22 protein-coding genes are annotated in these 24,962 nt (G+C 40.6%); 6 read left to right on the top strand and 16 right to left on the bottom strand.

Translation table 11 applies throughout. The annotated features are described in order from the left end of the window. Positions 1 to 4: 4 nt before the first annotated feature. Genes V7O61_RS13860 through modA form a run of 3 tightly spaced genes read right to left on the bottom strand, consistent with a single transcriptional unit; the run spans position 5 to position 2,639 of the window. Positions 5 to 1,123 carry an ABC transporter ATP-binding protein gene (locus V7O61_RS13860; RefSeq protein WP_288068951.1) on the bottom strand — a complete coding sequence of 373 codons (1,119 nt, stop codon included), beginning with the start codon at positions 1,121 to 1,123 and terminating at the stop codon, positions 5 to 7. 9 nt (positions 1,124 to 1,132) lie between these two features. Then, the gene (gene modB, locus V7O61_RS13855; RefSeq protein WP_023845399.1) at positions 1,133 to 1,801 is read right to left on the bottom strand and encodes a molybdate ABC transporter permease subunit; all 669 of its coding nucleotides are present in this window, start codon (positions 1,799 to 1,801) and stop codon (positions 1,133 to 1,135) included. A gap of 13 nt (positions 1,802 to 1,814) precedes the next feature. Beyond that, positions 1,815 to 2,639 (bottom strand): molybdate ABC transporter substrate-binding protein, encoded by an 825-nt coding sequence (gene modA, locus V7O61_RS13850; RefSeq protein WP_288068948.1) that lies wholly within the window; start codon positions 2,637 to 2,639, stop codon positions 1,815 to 1,817. A 434-nt stretch (positions 2,640 to 3,073) separates the two neighbouring features. Between modA and V7O61_RS13845 the strand changes: the two genes are divergently transcribed. Together V7O61_RS13845 and V7O61_RS13840 are read left to right on the top strand one after the other, a co-directional pair. Continuing rightward, positions 3,074 to 3,367 (top strand): hypothetical protein, encoded by a 294-nt coding sequence (locus tag V7O61_RS13845; RefSeq protein ID WP_288068947.1) that lies wholly within the window; start codon positions 3,074 to 3,076, stop codon positions 3,365 to 3,367. Then, positions 3,364 to 4,086 carry a hypothetical protein gene (locus tag V7O61_RS13840; protein WP_288068945.1) on the top strand — a complete coding sequence of 241 codons (723 nt, stop codon included), beginning with the start codon at positions 3,364 to 3,366 and terminating at the stop codon, positions 4,084 to 4,086. Before V7O61_RS13845 ends, V7O61_RS13840 begins: the two co-directional genes overlap by 4 nt. 241 nt (positions 4,087 to 4,327) lie before the next feature. Here V7O61_RS13840 and V7O61_RS13835 read toward each other — a convergent pair whose 3' ends face one another. Together V7O61_RS13835 and V7O61_RS13830 are read right to left on the bottom strand one after the other, a co-directional pair. Next, on the bottom strand, positions 4,328 to 4,759 hold the full coding sequence (locus tag V7O61_RS13835) for a peptidylprolyl isomerase (protein WP_023845402.1): 432 nt from the start codon (positions 4,757 to 4,759) through the stop codon (positions 4,328 to 4,330). 87 nt (positions 4,760 to 4,846) lie between these two features. Then, on the bottom strand, positions 4,847 to 5,260 hold the full coding sequence (locus tag V7O61_RS13830; protein ID WP_288068944.1) for a hypothetical protein: 414 nt from the start codon (positions 5,258 to 5,260) through the stop codon (positions 4,847 to 4,849). Positions 5,261 to 5,501: 241 nt separating this feature from the next. On the opposite strand from V7O61_RS13830, the gene V7O61_RS13825 reads away from it, so the two are divergent. Next, on the top strand, positions 5,502 to 11,384 hold the full coding sequence (locus V7O61_RS13825; protein ID WP_407283284.1) for a VWA domain-containing protein: 5,883 nt from the start codon (positions 5,502 to 5,504) through the stop codon (positions 11,382 to 11,384). A gap of 302 nt (positions 11,385 to 11,686) precedes the next feature. On the opposite strand, the gene V7O61_RS13820 is transcribed toward V7O61_RS13825, so the two are convergent. From V7O61_RS13820 to V7O61_RS13770, 11 genes are all read right to left on the bottom strand, one after another. Continuing rightward, positions 11,687 to 12,421: a hypothetical protein gene (locus tag V7O61_RS13820; protein WP_407283285.1), complete on the bottom strand. Its 735-nt coding sequence runs from the start codon at positions 12,419 to 12,421 to the stop codon at positions 11,687 to 11,689. After that, positions 12,405 to 12,851, bottom strand: a complete 447-nt coding sequence (locus V7O61_RS13815) for a hypothetical protein (RefSeq protein ID WP_023845411.1) — start codon at positions 12,849 to 12,851, stop codon at positions 12,405 to 12,407. The genes V7O61_RS13820 and V7O61_RS13815 overlap by 17 nt, the downstream gene beginning before the upstream one ends. Continuing rightward, positions 12,848 to 13,312, bottom strand: a complete 465-nt coding sequence (locus V7O61_RS13810) for a hypothetical protein (RefSeq protein ID WP_023845412.1) — start codon at positions 13,310 to 13,312, stop codon at positions 12,848 to 12,850. Before V7O61_RS13810 ends, V7O61_RS13815 begins: the two co-directional genes overlap by 4 nt. Next, positions 13,300 to 13,821, bottom strand: a complete 522-nt coding sequence (locus V7O61_RS13805) for a hypothetical protein (protein ID WP_407283286.1) — start codon at positions 13,819 to 13,821, stop codon at positions 13,300 to 13,302. Before V7O61_RS13805 ends, V7O61_RS13810 begins: the two co-directional genes overlap by 13 nt. After that, entirely contained in the window at positions 13,818 to 14,771 is a 954-nt protein-coding gene (locus tag V7O61_RS13800; RefSeq protein WP_407283287.1) for a hypothetical protein, read from the bottom strand. Before V7O61_RS13800 ends, V7O61_RS13805 begins: the two co-directional genes overlap by 4 nt. A 105-nt stretch (positions 14,772 to 14,876) precedes the next feature. Beyond that, positions 14,877 to 16,325 carry a hypothetical protein gene (locus V7O61_RS13795; RefSeq protein ID WP_407283288.1) on the bottom strand — a complete coding sequence of 483 codons (1,449 nt, stop codon included), beginning with the start codon at positions 16,323 to 16,325 and terminating at the stop codon, positions 14,877 to 14,879. A gap of 24 nt (positions 16,326 to 16,349) precedes the next feature. Then, positions 16,350 to 17,126: a hypothetical protein gene (locus tag V7O61_RS13790; protein WP_407283289.1), complete on the bottom strand. Its 777-nt coding sequence runs from the start codon at positions 17,124 to 17,126 to the stop codon at positions 16,350 to 16,352. A gap of 35 nt (positions 17,127 to 17,161) precedes the next feature. Then, on the bottom strand, positions 17,162 to 17,638 hold the full coding sequence (locus tag V7O61_RS13785; RefSeq protein WP_407283290.1) for a hypothetical protein: 477 nt from the start codon (positions 17,636 to 17,638) through the stop codon (positions 17,162 to 17,164). Then, positions 17,635 to 18,507 carry a hypothetical protein gene (locus V7O61_RS13780; RefSeq protein ID WP_407283291.1) on the bottom strand — a complete coding sequence of 291 codons (873 nt, stop codon included), beginning with the start codon at positions 18,505 to 18,507 and terminating at the stop codon, positions 17,635 to 17,637. Before V7O61_RS13780 ends, V7O61_RS13785 begins: the two co-directional genes overlap by 4 nt. 5 nt (positions 18,508 to 18,512) lie before the next feature. Next, complete coding sequence (locus tag V7O61_RS13775) at positions 18,513 to 19,082, bottom strand: hypothetical protein (RefSeq protein WP_023845419.1); 570 nt, start codon at positions 19,080 to 19,082, stop codon at positions 18,513 to 18,515. A 46-nt stretch (positions 19,083 to 19,128) separates the two neighbouring features. Further along, the gene (locus V7O61_RS13770; protein WP_407283292.1) at positions 19,129 to 19,596 is read right to left on the bottom strand and encodes a hypothetical protein; all 468 of its coding nucleotides are present in this window, start codon (positions 19,594 to 19,596) and stop codon (positions 19,129 to 19,131) included. A gap of 125 nt (positions 19,597 to 19,721) precedes the next feature. On the opposite strand from V7O61_RS13770, the gene V7O61_RS13765 reads away from it, so the two are divergent. The 3 genes from V7O61_RS13765 (at position 19,722) to V7O61_RS13755 (ending at position 24,947) form a co-directional block, all read left to right on the top strand. Continuing rightward, positions 19,722 to 21,236: a metallophosphoesterase gene (locus V7O61_RS13765; protein WP_407283293.1), complete on the top strand. Its 1,515-nt coding sequence runs from the start codon at positions 19,722 to 19,724 to the stop codon at positions 21,234 to 21,236. Then, positions 21,236 to 23,896 carry an AAA family ATPase gene (locus V7O61_RS13760; RefSeq protein ID WP_407283391.1) on the top strand — a complete coding sequence of 887 codons (2,661 nt, stop codon included), beginning with the start codon at positions 21,236 to 21,238 and terminating at the stop codon, positions 23,894 to 23,896. Before V7O61_RS13765 ends, V7O61_RS13760 begins: the two co-directional genes overlap by 1 nt. Before the next feature lie 121 nt (positions 23,897 to 24,017). Then, positions 24,018 to 24,947, top strand: coding sequence for a hypothetical protein (locus V7O61_RS13755; protein WP_407283294.1), 930 nt, complete (start codon positions 24,018 to 24,020; stop codon positions 24,945 to 24,947). Positions 24,948 to 24,962: the final 15 nt, after the last annotated feature.

The following is a 24,962-nucleotide window of genomic DNA, read 5'->3' as shown; positions in this document are numbered from 1 at the left end:
AACATCAGAACAGAACTATCCTGTCCCTTTCAATACGTACAAGACACCTGTCATTTTCTTTCAGGTTAAGACTTTCAAAGAACTGGTCGGATATCTCAGCTATCATCAGGTTATTATGTTCTTTTATCTCAAGGGCAAGAGTTTTAGTCGAACCTTTGTTCACCATGCTTTTTACACATGCATGGAAGGTATTTTCATTGCTGATAGCTTCATCAGTTTCAGGCAGTATGCGCAGGTTCTCAGGTCTGATTCCCCAGGATATTCTTTCTTTGACCTGACATTCAGGTCTTTTTGCAGTTACTTTCAGGTTTTCACAGCCGATAGTAAGTGTTCCTGCCATTTCATCATCTTTGATAACCGAAGAATCCGTGAATATGTTTGTGATACCAACAAGCTCGGCAACATGGCTGTTCTTTGGATGGTAGAACACCTCTTCGGGAGTTCCAATCTGCTGAACTCTTCCATCATGGAATATCACAATCTTGTCTGCGATGGTAAAAGCTTCAACATGGTTGTGAGTAATGAAAAGAACAGGAATCTTCAGTTCCCTCTGGATTTCCTTAATTTTCTCCCTAAGCTTCATGCGCACGACCCTGTCAAGAGCGGAAAAAGGTTCGTCCAGTAGTAGTATGTCGGGTTTTGGTGCCAGTGCCCTAGCCAGTGCAACTCTTTGTTTCTGGCCGCCTGAAAGCTGGGAAGGATAATTATCTTCCAGTCCCTTGATCTCAAGCATTTGGAGCATTTCATTAACTCTTTCTTCCCTGTCTTTCTCATCCCATCCTTTCAGTCCGTAGGCAATGTTCTTTTTCACATCCATGTGAGGAAAAAGTGCATAGCTCTGAAAAACGTAACCAAGGCTGCGCTGCTGTACTGGCAGGTTAATTCTCTTGTGACAATCAAAGTACACATTGCCGTTTACAACTATTTTGCCGCCATTTGGTTCCAGCAGCCCTGAGATACACTGAAGAGCTGTTGTTTTTCCTGAACCGGAACGACCGAAAAATACTGCAAGCTCATCGCCTACCTCAAACTGGGCATCGAGTGTGAAAAGGGCTTCAATACCTTTTTTCTTGTCACTTTTTTTCCGGTAATATCTTCTTCTGAAATCCGCTTTAATGCCCATGACTTTACCTCATATCTTCCAGTTGTTGATAATCTTTGCAGTTATGGCCATTGAAAGCAGGGACATTACTATCAGTATGATGACCAGCATGTTGGCAAGACTGTTGTTTCCTGCCTGAAATGCGCTGTAAATTGAAATCGACATTGTGTTAGTTCTTCCCGGAATGTTTCCGGCAAACATAAGTGTTGCACCGAATTCACCGACAGCCCTTGCAAAACTGAGGACTATTCCTGCAAGTATTCCTTTCTTTGCAAGCGGAAGCGTGATAAAAAGTGCGGTGTCAAGTTCTTTTCTTCCAAGGGTGAATGCGGCATATTCGTATTCCCTGTCAACTGCTTCTATAGCGGCTGTAGTGGTTTTAACCATTAGAGGCAGGGATACGACAAAAGCTGCAATTACTGCTGCCTGCCAGGTGAATACTATGCTCCATCCTGTCAGGTTGTAGAGAATACTCCCAAGTACTCCTTTTTTCCCAAGCAACACTACCAGAAGGTATCCTGTAACTGTAGGCGGGAGTACAAGGGGTAAGGTTACGAGAATGTCGGCCAGCCATTTGCCCCTGAAATCACGTCTTGCAAGTATGTATGATATCACCATTCCTGTCATTGCCACAATTAATGTGGACAGGCCGGCGATTTTGAGTGTGATTAACAGGGGAAATCCAATCTGGTCGAACATTTATTTTTTCCTTTTATGCTGTGAATCCGTAAGACTGCAGGATTGTCATTCCTTCTTCAGATGTGACAAAGTCAACAAATGTCTGGGCTTGCGTTTCGTGTTCTGATCCTGCAACTACTGCAATCGGATAGCTGATTGGTGTTACAGTTGGAATGGTCGCTTTTACTTCGATGGTTCCTGAATCTGCTGTTGCTGCATCTGTACTGTAGACAAATCCTGCACCAACTTCTCCTCTTTCAACGTATACGAGCACCTGCTTTACATCATCTGCAAGGAGTGTTTTGGACTGAAGTTCATCCCAGAGACCTGCCTGTTCCAGTGCTTCTACAGTGTATTTTCCAACTGGTGCGGTTTCAGGATTTCCAATGCTGATTGTTTCAACATCATCTGAAAGAAGGTCTTCTGCTCCTGTTATATCCAGTTCACTGTCAACAGGGGTTATCAGTACAACTGTGTTTGCTGCAAAGTCCTTTCTTGAATCTTCTACTATTAAGGACTGGTTGCTTAATATATTCATATGGCTCTGTGATGCTGATGCGAACACGTCAATTGGTGCTCCACCTTCTATCTGCATCCTGAGTGTTCCTGAACCTGCAAAGTTGTAGTTCACATCAATGTCAGGATTCTCTTCTTCAAAAGCGGTTTCAAGTTCTGTGAATGCTTCTGTAAGACTTGCTGCTGCAGATACTGTAATGGTGGTGACTTCACCTGAACCACTATCTGTGTTTACGTCAGTCTCTACATCTTCACCCGCATTGGTGTCGGCACAGCCACTTACAAATACTACAAGTGCAAGTATGGCTGCAATAGCCAGAATTAGTTTTTTGTTAAATGTCATAATTACTACCTTCCTGAATGCAGCCAGCCGAACTAAACGCAAAATATCCATTAATTAAGCGTTATGTTCTTGACAGCATAACGCTAAGTTCCTCTTTCTGATATAAGTAATTTTCCTGATAGTGATACTGTTAAGTTAAGGAGTATTTCAAATGAATATAAGGATTTGGTTAGGAAATGACAATTTTAAGTCAAATCAAAACAAATACAAAATAATATAACAATCTCAATAGATTTTTGAAATTATGTGAAAATCTGAAGGGTAAATATATGACATATATCTTAGGAGCTAGATGTTCAGATAGGGAGTTAAGTTTGTATTGATGGTATAATTCTTGTATTATTTATTTGGTCAGTTTTCACAAATGTATTTATGTACAAGTTACATATAGCAGAATTATACATTAATATCAGCTATTTTGGAGGTATCGAAACATGGATTTTGCAAAAAACAGAAATTCACCCCGTTTCCGCCGTTCTGTATGCTTTTCATCTAAGATGAGAAAAACAAATACAAGAAGAACAAAAGAATCCACTACGATGAGCCTAGCCAGACTTGCTGTAAAAGCATCCACCAATGCCAGACAAAGTGCATTGAGCCGTGGAATTCCAGTAACAGTACAACGTGGCGACAATATTGTAAAGATATATCCAAATGGAACTACTGAAGTAATTAGAAAAATCGAAAAACATCTGGTAAATCCAGAAAAACGAATATATAAAATATGAATCAGAGGATTCGGATTTTTGCAGGCCCAAATGGGTCTGGAAAAACAACATTGGTTAATCAGTGGATTAAAGATGAAAAACCTCAATTAATAAATCCCAATCGGCACATAAATCCCGATGCTCTGAACTCGGTGAAAGTTCTCAATTTTGATGATTTTGGATTAAATGTTGATGAAGCTGATTTCAAAGACTTTGTTTTAAATTATCATTTTTATGATAAGCTAGAAGTCGATGAAAATAACATAATAATTGAAAATAATTGTTTCAACATTATCAAAAATAGCTCCTATATGGGTGCGATGCTATCTGACTATTTGAGAGAATGTTTTTTAAAATCAAATGAGCGATTATTTTCATTTGAAACTGTTTTGTCTCATCCATCAAAAATAGATTACATTAAAAAGGCAACCCAGTGTGGCTGGATGGTCTATCTATATTTTGTAAGCACTAGTGGTCCACAATCAAATTGTGAACGTATAGAGTCACGTGTATTGGATGGTGGACACGATGTTCCACCAGAAAAAACACATAAGCGATATTGGGAATCTCATGAGAATCTACTAAATGCGTTGGAGTTTTGTAAAAGAGCTTATATCTTTGATAATTCGGGTGATGATATGTGGTTATTTGCTGAAAAATGCAAAGATGGCACTATTAAATTAACTACTGATGGCCCAGTTCCTAAATGGTTTGATGACTGTGTTTTATCTAAACTTTAGTATATTCTCCCGTATCTTTAGCATCATCAATCTTTCAAATCTTCAAACTTAGTTAACCCTTTAACATTATCCAATCTAGCACGTAACTTATTCTCCCACTCTTCGTACTCCAATACACCCTTCTCTTCCAATAATTCAACTAAGAGATTATACTATTTAATCCAAATAGCAATTCCACTATCCAAAATCATCACACCAAAAAATAGAGAGTAGCAGCACAAAAGCTGCCAAAACAAAATAATTATTCTTCTACAACAGTGACTTTGTTCATCTTGTCTCTTGCCTTAATCTTGTTGACGACATCCTGACCTTCGATTACCTGGCCGAAGACGGTGTGTACGCCATCAAGATGTGGCTGTGGTGAGTGTGTGATAAAGAACTGGCTTCCACCGGTGTTCTTTCCTGCGTGTGCCATTGAAAGTGAACCTGTGCCGTGTTTGCGTGGGTTGTTCTTTGTTTCACATTTGATGGTATATCCTGGTCCACCGGTTCCGTCTCCTCTTGGGCATCCGCCCTGGATTACGAAGTTTGGAATAACTCTGTGGAAAGTAAGTCCGTCATAGAATCCTTCCTTAATGAGCTTCTCAAAGTTCTCAACAGTCTTTGGTGCGTCCTTCTCGAACAATTCAAGGACAATATTTCCTTTACCGGTCTCGATGATTGCTTTCTTCATTAAATTCACCTTATGGGATTTCTAAAGGCTAATGGCTAATTTAAGGTTTTCTGTGAACTAAATGTGAATAAACCATATTCTCTATATCTAACTGACAGTGGCATGCAGCTCATTACTCGTAATGTGCAGATACGTAATAATACCGCCACCGGAATATAATATGCTGGTCTCATTCTCTATTGTGACATTCATGTCATAGCGCAGGTACGTACCGTTTAATCCGTAAAAATTGAGAATTCCACCGTAATTACTATTTATTTCTGAGAAAAAGGTAGAGACCTTTTTTCCGTCAAGAAGGGTTATATGTCCAGGTTCCCGGGCACTGAGTTCCTGTTCTACGATGTTGGTAGATATTCTGTCTGCAATCAGGGTAATTTCGTCGGAGTTTGACTGAAAGGGCAGGAATAAACCTGAAGTATATGAAAATAGGAAAATAATACTAGTCAGGAATATTGATATTCCTATTATGTAGTCTATTTGCATCTGTCCACGATTATCCAAAAAATCCCCATTTTTATAATTGTATTTGTATTATATAATAATATCTTCACAAATTTCATCTGAAGAAGACCAAGATCTTGAGATTCTTATTATATATGGGAATATGTGCAAAATAACACAAATATCCAATATACAAAAAGTCTTATATTATTAATGCCATAAAAAGACGATATAATGGATTTATTTGAAAAACTAAAATCTATTTTTTGTGGTGACAATAAAACAATGATGTGGTGGCTTAATGGTATTCTTAAAAAAAGTAACATACTTTCTCTTGATATTTATCATCTTTTCAATCTCTGCTTTAGCGCTGGATGTCGAATTTCTCACAACTGATGTACAGGGTAATGCCGCAGAAGCGGTCAACATAAGTGTATTAATCTCAGACAATGGAACTCCTGTGAATAATGCACTGGTAAACTTCACAACGGATCTTGGTGTACTTAGTCTCTCTTCAGTTTATTCAAATTCATCCGGTATGGCTGAAGTAAGTATAAATTCGACAGTATCAGGCACAGCCCATGTTAATGCAAGTGCCGGTAATGTCTCTAACCATACAACTGTAACCTTTTCTCCATTATCCGTATTATCTATAACAGTCCATGCTGATCAATCTCAGAACACGGCAGGTAATATTACAAACATTACATTTTCACCAACCGACACGCTGGGTAATATCAACTACAGCACACCGGTAAATCTGAATATAATAGTGAAAGATATCTTTGGCGTTCCTTTACACGACCTGGAGATGTATGTTGATGCTTCAACAGTATCCCACCTGAATGCAAGTTCTACCGAAAGAAACGTTACTTACGTTGCATCACCATCCGACGATTTCCTTCTCTCCTTTAACTGCACGGTTGCCGGTAACATCACTATCTACTCAACAGTTGGTTCAGTTACAAACACCACATACCTTGATATTATCCCTGGTTCACCAGGACTTATGAAAGTCATATATGACAAAGAATACACGGTAAACACCAGTTCCAACATTTCTGCTATTGTTTATGATTCTTTTTCCAATCCGATAGAAAATGTCAATATTAGTTTTTCAGTAACATCACCAGAAGATACTGTTTATAACAGTCCCAACGTCTATAATTCAGCTCACCTGTCATTTTATGATGGTACTACAGACTCAAGCGGTATAGTTCCAAACACATTTACAACCGACAAAAGGGCAGGCGGAAATATTGTCACCATCAATGTCCTGAACACATCACTTGAGCATAATGTCACTATAACAGGAACAGCAGATCTAATCGATTACTTCTTTTTGAGCTACACTCCTGAGTACGCTCTTTCAAACAATGAGGATCGTTACACCCTTTCGGCCAGGCCAGTGGATCAATTTATGAATCCAATATTGCCACTTTCAACTCCTATCAAAGAGCAGGTTCAGTTCAGAACTGATGGCGGGAGTATTGTGCTGGTGCCATTGAATAGCCAGGGAAGTGCAAACACTGTTGTCGGCCCAACACCTTATATCGAATCACTTTCAGTAACTGCAACCTATAGGAATGAATCAGGTTATACTAATTTCACAAACAGTACTTCTCTTTATTTTACAGCAGGATCTCTTGATTCAATGGACTTCTATGCAAATCCAGGTGCAGTTCTTTCCCAGGACTTGAATGGAAATCATGATGCTAACATAACATTGGTGGCCCTGGATGAATGGGGTCATACTCTTCCGAATATCCATGTTCTGTTCAACAATACAAATACAACAGTAGGAACACTAACAATAAATGGTTACAATGATACTAATTTAATAAACGCCACAACCGATTCAGAAGGCCGCATATCCGGACTGTTTTCCGGAAACGTGTCCGGTAACACAAGTATTCAGGCAATTAGCGGGAATGTGACAATGCTGACCAATATCAGTGTCAAAGCTGAACCTTTCCTTAGTGTTAAACTGGCTGTAAGTCCGACATCAGTAAACTCAGGTTCTATTGTGAATATCACAACTGAGATTTCAATAGAAGGTGAACTGCCAATTGTAAGACCGGCAGCAAGTGCAATGCTTGTGCTTGACCGTTCAGGCAGTATGGATCCGGACTACTATGCAGGAAGTCCTCTGGATGTTGTTCTCGTCATTGACCGTTCAGGCAGTATGTCGGGAACTCCTATTCAGGATGCAAGGGATGCGGCAAAAGAGTTCACTGATAACCTTGTCTCAAACTCAGAGGTTGGTATTGTTTCATTTGCAAGTTCAAGCGGTGTGAACAAGGACATGACACTGCTCAATGATTATAACAATAAAGTATCTGTGAAAAGTGCCATCGATTCGATTACAGATGGTGGTTCAACTGCCATGGGCGAAGGTATGGCGGATGCAAATGATCTTCTAATAAACCATGGCCGTTCAAGTGCCAGAAAAGTAATGATCGTCCTTACTGACGGAGAAACAAACGCAGGTTCTGACCAGAATGGTGAAAATGCCATAGCATACGCAAATGCAAATGGTGTGACTATCTATACAATAGGTCTTGGAAGCAGTCTTGATGAAGCCCTGCTTCGTCACATCGCATCAGAAACCGGAGGCACTTACTATAACGCTCCCGATAGTTCCGATCTCAGTGAAATTTATGCTACGATTTCTCAGGAACTAAGCGATTACGATGTATCTGAGATAGAGTATGGTGTTGAGGGTTTTACTCCGTATGATTATACTTTTGAGGACTCGCTGGAGCTTCAGGAATACACACTCAAATTTGATGGGTATGACCTTGACACCGTTTTTGAGCTAAGTTCCGGTACTTCCACAGAAGGAGAATGTCTCATACAAATCAATGGCCAGTATTTTACATCACTTCCATCCCGTGATACTTCCAGTTTAAATGGTCAGTGGGCCAGTTATGAATATGATCTTAGCAACATTTTGGAAGCCGGTTCTAATACAATTAGCTTCTATGATTATCATGAGTACGATGGCCAGGGAAGCTGGACAAGTGAAGTCCGTAACGTGGAATTATTCTGGAACGGTACTCGCATTGAATATTATCCAAACACTATCGACCTGAATGCAGGTGGCTATGATTGTTCTGTAAACGTAGTGGAAAAAGATTCTTTTGATGATACTATATTCATCAATGAAACGATTAACGATCTTAAAGTACAGCTTGATTGGGATGACAGTTCTGCGGATTTCGATCTCCAGCTTATAAGCCCATCAGGAATTGTATATGGTGCCAATGATAACACAACGGGATATTATCCAAACAGCACAACAGGAGAATACATATGGATTCATCCTTTGTCTTACATTTATCCTGATGATGACACAGATACTGTAGAAACAGGTAACTGGACGGTCAATGTCACAGGTTCAGGTTCTGGTCAGGCAGATTTCACAATTACAACTTACATCGACAAAAAGAGTGCAACACAGTTGTCTTCACATGCCTTTATGTCAAGCTTTGACGAAACAAGAGGCGACAGTGCGGGACTTGCTCTTTATAGTTACGAGGATGTAGTTTCAAGTGACAGCCAGACAAGTTATGTGCTGGCTAACAGTACGTGGGTTGGTTACTTCACTCCTGATACAGATGGATATTACATATTCAACGTATCATGGGATGATTCCACTACAGTGAACGTAACTCTCTATGATGGAATCGATGCTCTTTCATCAGCAACAGGTACAAGTTACTGCGAAGTTTCAGCATTGCTTACCGCAGGTGAAACATACAATATTGATGTCTCCAAAGGTGCCGGAGCTCAGGCAGATACGAAGTTTACTGTAGATGTCTCCACCACTGATATTGACACTGTAATGACAGCTTATTATGACAGTGGAGGAGGTGGCGGTACTCCAAAGGTAAGAACATGGGACGGTAGCGACTGGTCTTCAGAGACATCTGCTAATTATGTAGGTGCCAGTCCGGTTTATGTGGCTCTGGAATCAAGTCCAACAGAATCAGAAATAATTATGGCAACATCTGATGACAGTTATGATGTCAATGTCCAGATATGGGATGGTTCTTCCTGGGGTGCAGTCGATCAGTTCTCAAGTAATCTTGAGTCTTATGGTCAGAGAGGTTTTGACCTGAAATACGAACAGGTATCTGGGGATGCAATAATAACTTATATGGATATGGGAGAAGACGATGGTGTCCCACTTTATCGTGTATGGGACGGTTCTTCATGGAGTTCAGAGTCTCTTGTATACAGTAACAACGAAGGCAAAGGTAATGTAAGATGGGTTCGGCTTGAAGCAAATCCGAATTCAGATGAAATGATACTTGTGACAATGGATGACAAGTATGATCTCTGTGCCCAGATATGGGATGGTTCTTCCTGGGGTAATCAGATAGAATTGACCGATGATGTCGTAATTGAAAGCTACCAGTGCTTCGATGTCATGTATGAACAGAACTCAGGAAGAGCAATAGTTGCCTGGGCTGACTATGATGGCCACATGAAATATCGCATATGGAGTGGCAGCTCATGGAATTCAGAAACAACAATGTACTCTTATTCAGACTATGTTTACTGGGTAAAGATGGCAGCAGATCCAAACTCAGACCGGATTCTTCTTGCTACAGAAGACAGGTCATACGATGTTTATGTAACAGACTGGGATGGTTCTTCCTGGGAATCGCCTTTCAGAGTAGAGAGGGATGTTTATGAATACAGTAGAAGGTCTGTGGATGTTGCATTTGAAGAGAACAGTGGTACAGGTATCATTGTATGGGGTGAAGATAGCCCGGTTCCTAAATACAGAACATGGGATGGCAGCACCTGGAGTTCAGAATCATCAACATATGCCATAGGAAGTAGTGGTTATACACGCTGGGTTCAGTTGACTCCTGATCCTTCATCTGATGCCATCTTCCTTATGACTTCGGATGGTAGTAATGATCTTAATATCCAGAGATGGGACGGTTCATCATGGGATATAGTTACAGAGGTTGAAACATCATCTACCAGGTATTATGAGTGCTTTGATATTGTTTTCAGTGATACTGACCAGACACCGGTTTCGACTCCGGTTTCATGGAACCAGTGGACAGGTAGTGTAACTTCAACTTTTGAGAATGATTCCCTGGCACACCTGGAAAATGCAATTGACACCATTACAGCCGATGGACTTACGGCAATTGATGAAGGTCTTTATCTGGCTAATAATGAACTTTCATCTGCAAACGGTAATTCTACTATAGTTATCATGACAGACGGACTTGATAATGCAGGTTATCATTCATTGCTGGAAGAAGCTTACAGGGCAAGGGACAATGACACAGTTATCTACACCGTAGGATTTGGAAACAGTGAATCTGAAGTAGATCCGATTCTGGAGGAAATTGCAACTATAACCGGCGGAGAATATTATTTCGCACCAAATTCCAGTATCCTGAAGGAGATCTTCCAGGGAATTGCCATGCAGATTACCAATTTCTCTGCAGGCGGTCCTGTGCTTGATATACATGTGCCATATAACTATGTGAGTCCACTTTCGATCTCAAGAGCAACCTATCAGTCAGGTAGCAGTAACTCCACTACAGGAAACCTGACATACTTTGATATACCCACAGCACCTGCAACAGGAAATGCAGAACCCACCATAACTACATCTGGTTCAATTTCAACTTTGGAATGGCAGTTGCCAAATATGGGTCCTGGCGATAAATGGGGCATATGGTATCAAATGAAAATAAATGGTGCAGGTTATGTGCCTATCATCTTGCCAACTTCCACTGTAACATATACTGACATTAGTGGAGAGATTGTTGAAATCAAGATTGGTAATGTTGGAGGAAGTAGTGTAGGAGGTACTGGAGGAGGAATGTCATCTTTGCCATTAGGTTCTGTAAATATTGAATGTAATGACTCCATTGATATAGATACTTCTACTCCGGTGAAATTAACATTTAAAGATTCAAATGGTAATGCTTCCCTTGTATCTGTATATCTTTTTAATAATATTGGCTACTTTGATGAGAATCCTATCTATGATGTACAGGACTTCACCACAGTCAATTTCACAAGTGCAATTGCAGGGAAGGTTTACATTACAGCGTACGTCTATAATTCAAATAATGCAAGTGATGTCTTTGTGGCAAATGATATCATTTATGTAAAGCCAAAGGGAACGATTAGAATAAGTTGATTGATTGTAGAATCAGATATTTGTAATCCATACTGAAGCTACTGGTGATTGCCAGGGCTTCTTTATTTTTATATGCAGTATGTTAAGATGGTGTTGTTTGTTGTCACTTTATTTATCCTGCAATTCTGTTTAATCTCAACAAGAGCTTTGATTTTCTTCTGGAATTTGCTGTGTTCAGCCAACCATAAAAAGAAGACAATAGTAATTCCATTTTAAACCCTAAACACCAAATTAAAAAAAAGTAAAGCATCCGGTTTGCATTGCAGACCGGATTTCCTGTATTCCTGGTTTTAAGATGTAATTCAGGATATGTCCACATCTACAACGTGATTGCTCATGATAAGCATGGTATTGTTGATATGTGCATTAACACTTGATTCAGTTACATTGTCAACAGTAAATCCCATTTCGCCGAGGTATTCCTCCCATTTGAACGCGTGGGTGCTGTTGATAAGCACACTGACATTGGTGGTTGAGTTGCTCATACTCATGCTGCTTGAATTGTGTCTGAGGTTAATTGTAGCAATTCCTTTTCCGCCCATCTGTGAGTTTCCATTCAATGACACAATACCTATTTTTGTCACACTGGTATTATCAAGTGAAGTGACATATATGGGCGGTTCTGAAACCATCACTGAGGCTTCACGGGGATACTTTTTGAAGACACTTCCTATTTCATAGGCTATTGTCTTTTCATCTTTTGAAAACACAATTTCGCCAGTGGGATATGGCACCATGGAATTCCCGTCATAGGCCACAGATATGGAAGACTCGTTGGTGACAGCTATAGAAGAAGCCTGGAGTTTCAATTTAAGCACTTTAACAGGTGTCTGGTCAAAGGCAACTCTCTCCATATTACTTTGCAGTACAATGAAATTCTGTTCTGCGCTTTCAAATACGTTTGCGTCCATATTGCTTTGCAGTGCCGGGTATCCTATGGCATAGATAACTCCCATGGACAGGGTCACTATTGCAAATAACAGGATATATCCAAGTGTTTCGGAAACTGCTGCGTTTGTTCTATCTTCTCGAGTCATAGCTGATCATATGATTTGTTGAACTACTTGTTACAGTTCCTTCGATTGCCATTTCCTTGGCAATTCCAGCAATTGTAACTCTTACTCTCTTTCCGGAATCTGATGATACCAGTTCAATTATCTGGCCGCTTGCAGAATTTACGTCTGCTTCAATGATGTATGTTTCAGTGCCAACTTTTGGCGGGATGTTATATTGCGTTTCAATTCTCCCGTTTGCCGGAAGAATGATGTACATATCCGTAATCATTGTGCTCATCATGTTTCCGATGTCGCTCATCTCGTTCTGCATCACAACCTCGTTTGGTGTCTGCATGAATATCTCATCTGAATTGACGCTCACTATCATAAAAAATCCAATACATATAAGGGAAAAAAGAATATATTCAAACAGAAGTGATACTCCTTTCTCATCAGCAAAGAACCGCTTCATTTCTTCACCTCTATAATCTCCGGTTCAGCCACATAATGAGTGGTTCCATCATAATAATTGATGTTTACATGTACCAGGTCAATGTCATTCATAGTATAATTCCCGCTTGTGGAATTAACTGACACAAAAGTGACATCTACGACTTCTCCGTGAACTGCATATAGCTTTTTCATTTGAATGCTGTAATTGTCAAACAATTGCTCAAAGGCAACAGGAATTGTTTCATTGGTCGTACTGTTCATGTAAAATGCCATATCCCTGATTGTCTGGGCATTGTCATGGGTGTGCAGGTTTAGTTCCCTTATATTCTCTTTGGGAAATTCCAGAGCCGCATTAGATGAGTGATAACCTGCAAGGATTGCCTGGTTTGCCAGAACAGCAAGCCCTATGAGTATAAGCGATATGACAAGACCTGAAAGTGCTATCCACTGTCCTTTTGTATCTTTTCTCAGACTTTCCATGTTGTCAACCTCACTTCTACGACTCTCAGTTCAGTATCTCCAAGATTCCAGTTTCCTCCCATCTCGGACACAGTCTCATTTGTGAGCGTTACAAAATGTCTGGCAACCACTGCATTTTTGCCGGCAGGACCTTTAATGATAGCATTTCTAACCTTCAATTCATCTCCTTCGATGTATGCCAGATCCACATTGTACAATGTATCCGGTAAAAGATACTGAAGTCCACCGTCCAGTTCATCCAGATTCCCGACCATATCATTGGGGTAACTTGCTTCATTCATATCCCAGCTTGCAATGCATTCTGTCAGGTTCCACTGGTCAGATCCCACAGGGTTGATATCCATTACAGTAAGAGCATCAGAACTTATCTGTTCAAGATGCACATCAATTGCAAGCTCGTTCTGCGGTGTGACAATCATTGTACTTTGTGTGATAGTAAGTATCGTAAGTGTCATCAGGACGGCTGCACCCAAACCCTCAAGTGTATGTAGTTGTGCTTTATTGTTCATTCCCACACCTCCACAACAAGGTAGGCAGGCTCGTAATGTGTGCTATTTTCATCGTTGTAATTTGTAAAAGGAGGCCCGGGTGTAGGAAGTGTTACATTCCTGAACTCAAGGTCAAGTCTGTATTCTGAGGACGAACTGAAAAGTTTTTTATCAAAATTAAAAGACAGGACATCGTCAGAAGATAATGTTCCGTTGAAGGATGCTTTTTCCCATCCATTCATTTTACACACGGTATAATTTGATGGCTGTTTTAATATTGTGCCATCCAGGCTTGCATTAAGGAATGCAGATGAACCTGTCAGATTCAGGTCACTTATCTGAATTGTGATATTCTCTGTAAAAGGACCTGTTATATTGATGGTAGCTGTGTTTGCCGTCTCACTTGTCAGATCGTCACCATGAAAGCTTGCAATGCTGCCTTTTTCCATAAGGACTATACGTGTTATCTTTGTGCTTTCCTGATATTCCGGGATTATCTGTCCTCTGAGTATACTGGTATTGTTTAGTATCAGGATATTTCCATCCTGTATAAATGAAATATTATAACCATAGTGAAAAGGAGTGTCATCGACGTTGTTGTAGAGTCCCATCATTTCAATGAAAGTGGTGTCATCAACATTCATCATTTGTAATGTTTTATTCCTTGAAATGATGTTTGGGCTGTTTGTGAGCTTTGAACTGGGATCATCGTCAACAGCAAGTCCTATTCTCATAATATTAGCAGGATGCTCTTCCCAGTCAGTTCCACTATTTGTACTGTTTGCCCACCATCCCGTATCTTCCACAAGGACGGTGGCCGTGCGGTATGCGGTATAATCCAGACTGCTTTCTCCTGCTGAGCCTGACATGAACATACCCGGTATGAATTGCACTGTAAAGGTCAGGGCAATAAGGAATAACGATATTCCAAGAAGGAAGTCAACCGCAATTTGACCCTTGTTATCCATCATCCTTCCAATGTATGGACTCTATAATATAAAAGCAATTTGTTAAAAATAAATCATATGCTGTTTAGTATGTTCAACAATGCACTCTTTTGAGTATTTGTGATATTTTTAATCCAGGTTTACTGAAAGATCATTCCTGCTCACGTGGAGGTATGTTATGCTTCCGGGCATTCCGTCATAGTATAATGTAAGAGTTGATGCGTCATAATCCACCGGGTCAGAATGCCCTGGCTGTTGAAGATTGAAAACAACAGAACCATCCATTGTTATCAGTTTCATATAATGCTGCGTCAGATTATAGAGTGGCATAATATCACCTTTAGAATAATCTACGTTTGGTCCAAGGCTGGTAGTCGAATCATTGTCCCACGAGAAATCGCTGTTTTCATCATATTCCAATGTGTAGGTTTTTGAAAGCAAGTCAACAATTGATGATTGATCTTCATTTGAACCGCTCACTACGAAAATACCATTGTTCTCCCACGTTTCAACCATGCCCACTGCGGTGTCCTCATATTCAACATCGACAAGCAGCTGATTAGCACCACCCTTTTTTGCAACAATGTATGTGAGAGTCTTTGTGCCGGATGTAGCGGTTATCTGGTAATTACTCGGATTCAGTCCCTGGGATGCCCTGGCTTCAAGGTCAAAGGAGAAATTGTAGATTGGTTCTGGGTTAGTAGGATTAACAGAACCAACTTTAAACGCAGTCTTCAATGTATCTTTTCCCATTGCAGGGATGACTTCCAGTTCGATAATAGCAGTCTTGTTAGCCTCATCCGTTTCAGCAGTGGCATATGCAAGGGTGTTCGCATATTCTGCCCATGCATGATAGAAATCACTCTTGATGTAGATTATAACTTTATCAGATGTAAGTGGATTTGTTCTTCTGGAGTCCGACCCCGGGTCCGGATAAAGTACAACAGGCATGTTATTGGAACTGACAGTTATATCAACATCCTGATTTCCGGTGTGCAATGCGTTTCCTTCAACTTTCATAATCGGAAGTGTGAGTGTCTCACCGTTATAGTGGAATTCCGGAGGTGAGATCATAACGGATTTTCCGGAAGGATACATTGACCAAACTCCTCCTCCTTCATAACCGATAATTCTGTCATTATCTCTGTAAACGATGTTTCCCATGGAAGCATTGAATTCGTTCATTCCGGGATTTGCAGTGTAGTCTTTCCACCCCTGCCATCTGTATCTGTTTTGTTTGAAACTGTTATACCATGCAGCATCAATATCCACCGAGATTACAACTATCTGGCTTTCATTGTAAGATTCGTTGTTCCCGTTTACTTCGAGTTTTCCACTCATCATGGAAAGGGATGTAGTCTGGCTTGGGGACTCACCAAGGGCTACCTTACTTGTTCTGGAGTCAAGTACTGTGAATGCCTGCTCGGCTTTCTGGGCGTTTGCCATATCCTCCATTTCATCGATAGTAGGAACTCCATACAGGAAGATCACACTCACGGATGTGATGGTAAGTGCCAGTATCATTATCATTCCAACTACTGATGATACCGCGATATCCGATCTGATGAAATCTTTCATTTTTATCTCCCTGTATCGTTTTTATTATTCTACTGTCACACTCATTGGTGACACCATTATGAACACATCTATGTTCGGGTTGTAGCTTTTTTCTGCGTAAATTGTTCGGGCTGTGGTATTCACGGATGTATTTGCCATTTCCAGAGATTCCTGGAAATATGTGTTCCAGCCTTCGTAGTATTCACTGGACATCGTTATCTCTACTTTAGACACATTATTGTAAGTTTCAACTGCAAGCTGACCACCATCAGATATCACGCGGATAAGTCCTGAACCGGAGGTTCCTTTTGAACCTGTGATGGTTACCATTGGTATGATAAGGGAATTATTGTCATATGCAAAAACAGGTTTTGATATCATTAGTGCTCGTCCCTGGGGGTATTTTACCCATGCACCGGTATTTTCGTAAGCAACTGAAGTATCTATATACTGGTTTTCTATCATACGCAATTGTCTTTCGTATGATACTTTTTCAAGAGATGAGGTAGATTCATTCCACTGTTCCATGCTGATATTCATGTAACTGCTGCCGGTTACGTAAATCGTACCACCATATAATTTCAGTTCAACTGACTGTGATGGCGCTTTTCCGAATACTATTTTGTTTACGTTGGGTGTGAGTACTGAAAAGCTCTGCTTTATATTCTCCATATGTCCGTTTTCTTTCATGTGCTGGACCATGGGGTATCCTGCAAGTGCTATCACTGCAATTGCAAGGAGCATAACTCCGAGTGTGATGCTGAAATCAACAACTTCAGAAACAGCATCTTCATTCCGGTTCAGGCTTTTCTTATCTCTCATCTGCAATTCCCATTTTTAAGTAGACTGTAATGTTTTCAGTAGATAATTATGATATTTGTTTCAGGGTCGTAGGCAATCACAAAATTGCCTTTTATGCTTTCCACTGTGGATGCGGATACTACAGTATTTTCAGCGAAATACGGTACTTTCACCTGTGTTCGCTCTCTTTTATCAGAAATGAATACAATGTCTCCGGAAGAATTGTCCAGTTCTACAGAATACGGTTTGCCTGCAATTCTTGAAGGCATGTTAAATTCGTATTGTATTTCTTCAACGGATGCTCCTGAATCGGTCATGGATCCCACCATGGTGTCAATGGTTGCTATCCGGACTGCGATATCATTCCCGTGTATTTCAAATTCGTCATGCATGACCGTCTGTTCAGCGTCATTCATCAGGGAATAGAATGAACTAAGCACCATTACTATCATCAGGACAGTGATTGTAAATGTCAGTATGAATCCAACTGAAATGGATACCGCATTCTCATCTTCAATGAAGTCCCGTATCATGAGATATTCCTCCCTGGCAGCGATACTGGCATTCTGCGGATTATTCTCATTTCACTGGAAGTCATTTCGATTGTAGGGTTGGCAATCCAGTACCTTGCAAACACATAAGGATCACCTGATGTCTGGTTTCCTGCAAAGCGACAATAGCCGACTGCACTGCTTCCATTGCGGATATTGATGGAATAATCTCCTCCATCTGTCAGGCTGTTGAAATTAAAACTTGCAGGTGTTACAAAGTCTATTTTGTCCCCGGTGACATTAATATGACTTGAGGCTGTGTAAGTGCCAATTACTGAAGAATGGTCTGACACTGTAATATTTATGGTCCCGCTTGAATTGTACATCTCAAGTGACCACAAAAGTCCTGAACTGTTAGTTACTGATATTACAAGGATATCAGAACTGTTTCCCAGAAGTGATAAATCAGGAATTTCCACTACTAGGTTATCAGTTGTGTTGATGTTCTTTATAATGGTCCAGTCATCTCTTCCGTCAGGCAGTCCGTTCTGGGTAAAGTAAGCATCATTTAATGAATTATTTTCAAATTTGAATGTGAATCCTGACATGGCGAAGTTCTTTGAAGCCAGAGCAGCGTAGGATTCAAGATAATTTTCAAAATCGGCATTATTGAAACTTCCGTTTATAGTCGCATACTTGTATGCGTCTTCGTAAGTTTCGGTTGTCATCTGGGCTGCATTTGCAATATCATATCGTGATGTATCAATACTTGCTTCTGACGCAATGTTGCTGGCATATATAACATTGTTCAGCATGATAGTCAGCACGACTATGCCTACACCTACAGCGAATCCTGCAACCAGGAGCAGTTGTGCATTGTCATCCGATGTTATTTTTCTATTGCATCTCAATGCTATCACATTCTCCATAGTGTCATTTTCACATTGACTATATTGTAAAATGCAGTGCTGTTATCAATGTCAGGGATACCTGTGTTAGCTGCAAATGAAGATACATTTCCGACTTCGTAATCTGAAAGTACAACCTTTTTTGAGACAATTACAGCATTGTCCGACGGGTCGCCATTGTATATGTAAGGTCTTGCAATAGATACTCCTTCTTCATTTATCCATGTGAAGTGGATATTGTGTGCAATTCCACGTGGAATTGTTATGAAAGCAAACATATCAGCAAGATTACTGTTTGTCAGGGTTATGTTAGTCGATGCCCGGGACTCGTATGCTGTTCCGTTCCATACAAATTCTGTTCCGTCCCAGTTCATGACATCACTTTTCAAAGCCGAGTCATGTCCGTAAGGAGCATAGGAAAGGGCATTCAGCATATCCTGTCCCATTGTCTGCATCTGGGCTTCAATATGTGCGTTTGCTGTTGATGATGTAAGTGGTGTGAGTGAAGTTGCCTCCACGGCAAATACGATTACTCCTACCATAATGAGTGCTGCCATAACTGCTTCCAGTGTATGCATCTGGGCTTTTGCATCAGGTATGAGAATATGTTTTATTCTGATCGTTTTACCACACTCTGAAAGATATTATAGCCAGCTCGGTTCCACCGGTGGCATCATTTTTTATGAGGACTATCCTTCTGGTTTGGCCTACATTGACACCAGAAGGAATTACTTTACCTGCTGTATTCATTACTGATGTCTGGTTTTCCATCGTGACGTTTAAATCATATCTCAGGTATGAACCTGTCAGACCCAGATAATCGACAGTAGATTCGTAATTGGTATCAAGTTCTCCAAAAAAGGTGTCAACCTTTGCTTTGTTAACAAGGTTCGGGACTGTTTCATCGCCTTCGCTGAGAATCTTTTCAACAAGGGCAGTGGATGTCCTGTCAGCTATCAATGTAATTTCGTCAGAATTTGAGTGAAATGGAGTAAATATTCCGGAAGTGTAATTGAATATAAAGAGGACAGCGAAAAGGAATATGGTAATTCCTATCAGGTAATCGATGGTTATCTGTCCTTTACTATCCATAAAAGCCCCATACTGCACTTGAGCAGATGTTACACATTATATGAATAATATAATATTAATGTATTGGTATTGCCGATTACTCATCCCAAACAATTAATATTCTATTCGACATATCATAATCCCTGATGGATGAAATAAGAATAATCCACACAGGGGATACACATCTTGGATACCGGCAATATCACAGTGATGTACGCCGGAAGGATTTTCTTAATGCTTTTTCTGCTGTGGTGGATGATGCCGTAGATATGGGTGTGGATGCTGTAATACATGCAGGTGACCTTTTTGACTCACGCAATCCCACACTGGATGATATTCTTGATGCAATGGGACTTTTTTCGAGGCTTAAAGATGCCGGAATTCCATTGCTTGCGATAGTCGGAAACCACGAGAGTAAACAGAATACCCAATGGCTGGACCTTTACAGTAGTCTGGGACTTGTGACAAGACTCAGCAATGAGGCATACAGGCTGAGAAATGTGGCCATATACGGTATCGACAGTGTAGCCAAGACAAAAATACCTCTATTTGATTATTCTATATTTGATGGTAAGGATACTGATGCACGTTATAATCTGCTTGTTATGCACCAGCTTGTAAAGCCATTCTCATTTGGTGAGTGGGACATAAATGAAGTAATTGATAAGATTCCTTTTGATATTCATGCGGTACTTCTTGGTGACAATCACAAGTATGAGATAACTAAGGTCGATGACACCTGGGTTACATATCCGGGAAGCACTGAAAGGAACAGCACATCCGAACGCGAACCCAGATCATATAATATCGTCACAATAAAGGACAGTGGCATTGAGATAAGTAAAAGGATTATTCCGACCCGTGAGTTCCTGTTCATTCCTGTAAATGTGAATGAAGGGCCAAATGCCATTGAAGATGTTTTTAATGCTATTATGGAACACGATATTCATGACAAGGTCGTGTTCGTTGAACTTTCAGGTGATGTGAAGGCCCGGCTTGATTTCAGCGAAATAGAGAAGTTCCTCTTGTCAAGAGGTGCTCTTGTTCCAGGTATAAAGGATCTGAGGGCAGGAGTTGACACTCTGAACGACCCAACATTAAAAGTTGTGTTCTCAGACCCCGATGATGTTATCAAGGAAGAAATCAGGAAAATGAATCTCACTTCAGGGGGTCTGCTTCTTGATGATATGATAAGGGATTCCCAGATAGCCAAGACCCGAATGGGAGATGAGGCGGAACAAAAACTTGGAGAGCTTCTGGAAAAAATCGATTTTACAAATCCTGTTCCGGTTTCAGTTCCAGTTGATGAGATGGTTTCTGAAAACACAGGTGAACAGGAACCACAATCCATTGATGAATCTTTAGTTTCCGATTCCGCAAAAGAAAAAGTTTCCAATAATATTTCTCAGCATGCGGAAAGGAAACCAGAATCTGAAGTTTCAGGTTCAAATTCTGATTCATTACCGGAAGAGAATGTGGAACGGACTGGAAATGAACCTGTAAATAATTATGGAAATATGTTGCAGCCGGAAAAAGAGGATTCCATTTTGTCAAAAGATAAAACAGAATTATCAGAGCCTGAAAAGCAGTCTTCTTCTGAGAAAAAGAAAGATGATGACACTCCAAAACCACGACAGTATAATCTGGGTGATTACCTGTGATGCTAAAACGCCTGAAAGTTGAAAACATCAGGAGCTACAAGGAGCTTGACCTTTCTTTCAAGGATGGGGTAACTGTAGTTTCGGGTGTTAATGGAAGCGGAAAATCCAGTCTTCTTGAGGCATGTTTCACGGGACTTTTCGGGAGCAAAACACTGGATAAGGAATTCGTTCTCTCCGATATCATCACAAAAGGTGCTTCAAAGGCATCAATACTGCTTGAATTCGAACAGAATGGTCATAACTATTCTATTGAGCAGTCTTTCAGAAACGATCCTGAAAAGGGGCGTGCTTCCAATACAAAATCTGTCTTTAAAAGAGACGGAGAAATAATATTTGATCAGGCAACCCGGACCTATGAAGCTGTTACCTCACTTCTGAATATGGACGAAGAGGCGTACAGGAACTGTGTTTACATTCGGCAGGGTGAGATTGATGTGCTGATCAACTCCAAACCGAAAGACCGCCAGAAAATGATTGATGACCTGCTGCAACTTGGAAAGCTGGAAGAGTACAGGGAGAGAGCTTCAAGTGCAAGGGTTGGTGTAGGAAGGCACCAGAGGGACAATGAAAGGCGTATTAAGGAACTGAATGCGGAGATCCAGCTTATTGAAGATTCAGATCCAAGCGGAAGGCTGGCAACCCTTAGAACCAGGTCTTTGCAGATTGATGAGGAAATCACATCCCTGAATGAGAAAAGAGACCAGGCACGCAGTCTTATTGACGAAGTTGCAAAAAAGTTGTCCGAATTGAGTGAGCTTTCATCCAAAAAAGAATCTGTTAAGCAGCAGATAAAGGAACTTACAGATCGTAAATCCCTTTCTTTTGTTTCTATTGATGATCTATCAAAGGATATTCGTTCCCAAAAAGATGCTCTGGAGATTAAAAAAGCACGGATTTCTGAAATAGAATCAAAACTTTCTGTTGATTCTAAGGAGACGGATTCCCTTGTAGCTAAAATGGATGAGGAAGAGCGTTCTGTTCGTGACAGGCTGGCTGAAGTTAAGAGTAAGAAAGCGGTTGCCGAAAAAGATATTCTCAACATGGGTCAATCGATAAAAGATGCTGATAAACAGTTAAAGGCTCTTGAAGATGGGATGAAGGACGTACAGTCCAGAATAGAATCTGTTCACTCTGAAACTAAAAATCATAAACTTAATATCGCTGAACTTGAGAACACGCGTAAGGAAATAGTGTCTACAGTTTCTTCCCTGGGATTCAGCCTTGAGAAACTTGAAAATATTGATGATGTTCTTGATCTTGTAAATGACCAGCAGAAAAGGTTCCATGGTCAGGAATCTGAACTGAAGGTAAAGATTTCAGAATTGAAATCCCGTCTCGAAAAATCAAAAAAGCTTCTGGAAGCCGGAAAATGTCCAACTTGTGGCCAGGAGCTGAAAGGTTCCTGTGTGGAGCAGTCCACAGTTGAGGATGATGAGGTGCTGGCAAAGCTGGAATCTGAACTTTCGGAGTTGCAGGTCAGGCAGACTGAAACAGAAGCACGGGTTGAGAAAATAAAGTCTGCAAGAAGCTGTAAGTCTGATATTGATGCTGTTCTGCGGGATATTAATGCTGAGAAGGAAGCAATTGAGCGTGACGGGAAACGAGTTGAGGAATACGTTCTTCGTATAAAGGAAGATGAGACCAGGATTAAGGAACTGATGTCAGGTCAGCAGTCTCTTGAGAAAGCCCTTGAAGGAACCCAGGCCTTAATTCAGCAGATAAAACAGGATGAGGATTCTGTGCAGAAAGAGCATTCTTCTGTGCTTGAAAAACTTGCTTTACTCAGGGAAATGCAGAAAGCACTTGCTGAATCAGAGAAGATAAACTCTGAGATTGTGCAGATGAATGACAGGATAAAAGGCATTCAGGAAATGATCTCTTTATTTGAAGCCCAGATTGGCGAAAAGAAAGAATCACTTGAGGAGATCGATAAGGGTATTGGTGAATTCAATAAGAATGAACTGGAAATCCTGAGTAAGAAATACAATACTGCATTTGAGAATATCAATTCCATGATAGGCAAGCTGAAGCTTGAAAAAGATGAGGTTATGAAGAAAGCCGGTATGGCTGAAAATGAACGTAAGAGACTTTCTGATATGAAAAAGAGTCTCACTGTGTTTAAGAATAAGGGTGATTTCCTGCGGGCTGTGTACTCAGATGCGGAAAACCTTGAGAGTATGTATATGCGTATCCGGGCTCAGCTGCGTTCAAGTAATATACAGACCCTTGATACTCTTATTAATGAGATTTTCACGTTCATGTATTCCAATAATGCGTATTCTCACGTTACGCTGGATGCTGATTACAACCTGACTGTTTTTGAGAAGGACGGAACCGCGCTTGAACCTAAACTTCTCAGTGGTGGCGAGAGAGCACTCTTTAATCTGGTGCTTCGTTGTGCTATCTATCGTTTACTGTCTCTTGGAAATTCAACGCAGGCAGGAGAGGGACTTCCTCCACTGATAATGGATGAACCGACGGTTTTCCTTGACCGTGGGCATGTGCATCAGTTGATTAAGCTTGTTGATATGATGAGGGATATTGGAGTTGCCCAGATACTCATTGTCTCCCATGATGAATCGCTGATTGATTCTGCAGACCATGTATTTGCAGTTGAAAAAGACCCCATTACAAATAATTCTGCTATATTTGCCCGGTAAGCGGTGGTTAAAGTGCCCGTTGAATGGGAGAAATGCAGATCAAATTAAATAATTATTTATTGCTTGAATAAAATACAAGAGACAACCATAAGGTATATTATACTTTTATTCATATATTAACGTGGTATTTTCGCGTAACAGCGATGAGGGACTGAATGGATTTGCGAGGCTTTTCATGAACACTGAAAACAGGGACTTTGTCATTGAACGCCTTGAGCGGCAGCTCAAGGAAAAAGAAGCAGAATTAGACGATATTAAAACCAATCTCCGGGAGTCTATACTCCGTGAGATCAGAAGTGATCTTAAGAACGACCTTGATTTTAACAATCGCATTGCTCAGCTTGAACGTAAGGTCCAGTCCATAAACAGTAATCTTAACGGGATAATGGATGAACTTCTTGACCAGAAATCAATGATTAGAGCATTGAAAGAGCTCCCTGTTTCAAAAGAAAGGAAAGCTGAGCCAAAAGCCACACTAAATCTAACACCTGAACCAGCACCAGCACCTAAAGTTGAAAAGCCAGTTTCAGAAGCTGCGCCTGTTGAATACTCAAGTCCCAGGGTTTACAGACCGGAACCAAAACCTGTTTCAGCTTCAAACAATGCTTCGCAGCCTAAAAGTGTATCACCTTCATCGATGGTTCCTCCATCAAATCCCTCAGTTCCTAAAGACCCCGCATCTTATGCAAGCAAGTCAAATCCAAAAGTTTCCATCAGATCTGCAGAGCCTGAACAGGTTTCCAGACAAGCTCCTGCTTCACAATCATCAAATATGAGTTTTAATGTGAGGGAAGTTCCTTCTGTGAAGCGCCCTGAGATTCCTGAACCTGAACCAAGGTCAGAATATATTATTGCAGAAACGGATGATGAGCGCCAGATGAGACTCAACAGGACGTCACGGCAGGAAAGAGATTCCTGCAATTATATCGTTGCTGAAGAGGATAAACCGGATTCATGCAATGATAAGAACAATAAAGATTCTGATTACGAGTCCATAGAGGCACGTGAGGATGAAGATGCGGTAATAATGACTACCACGCGAAAAAAATAATCTTTTCATAAAAAC

The organism is Methanolobus sp. WCC1 (assembly GCF_045690315.1).
GTDB classification, from domain to species: domain Archaea; phylum Halobacteriota; class Methanosarcinia; order Methanosarcinales; family Methanosarcinaceae; genus Methanolobus; species Methanolobus tindarius.
Note: the sequence above shows the minus strand (reverse complement) of the source record. Positions and strands in the feature narration are given on the sequence as shown.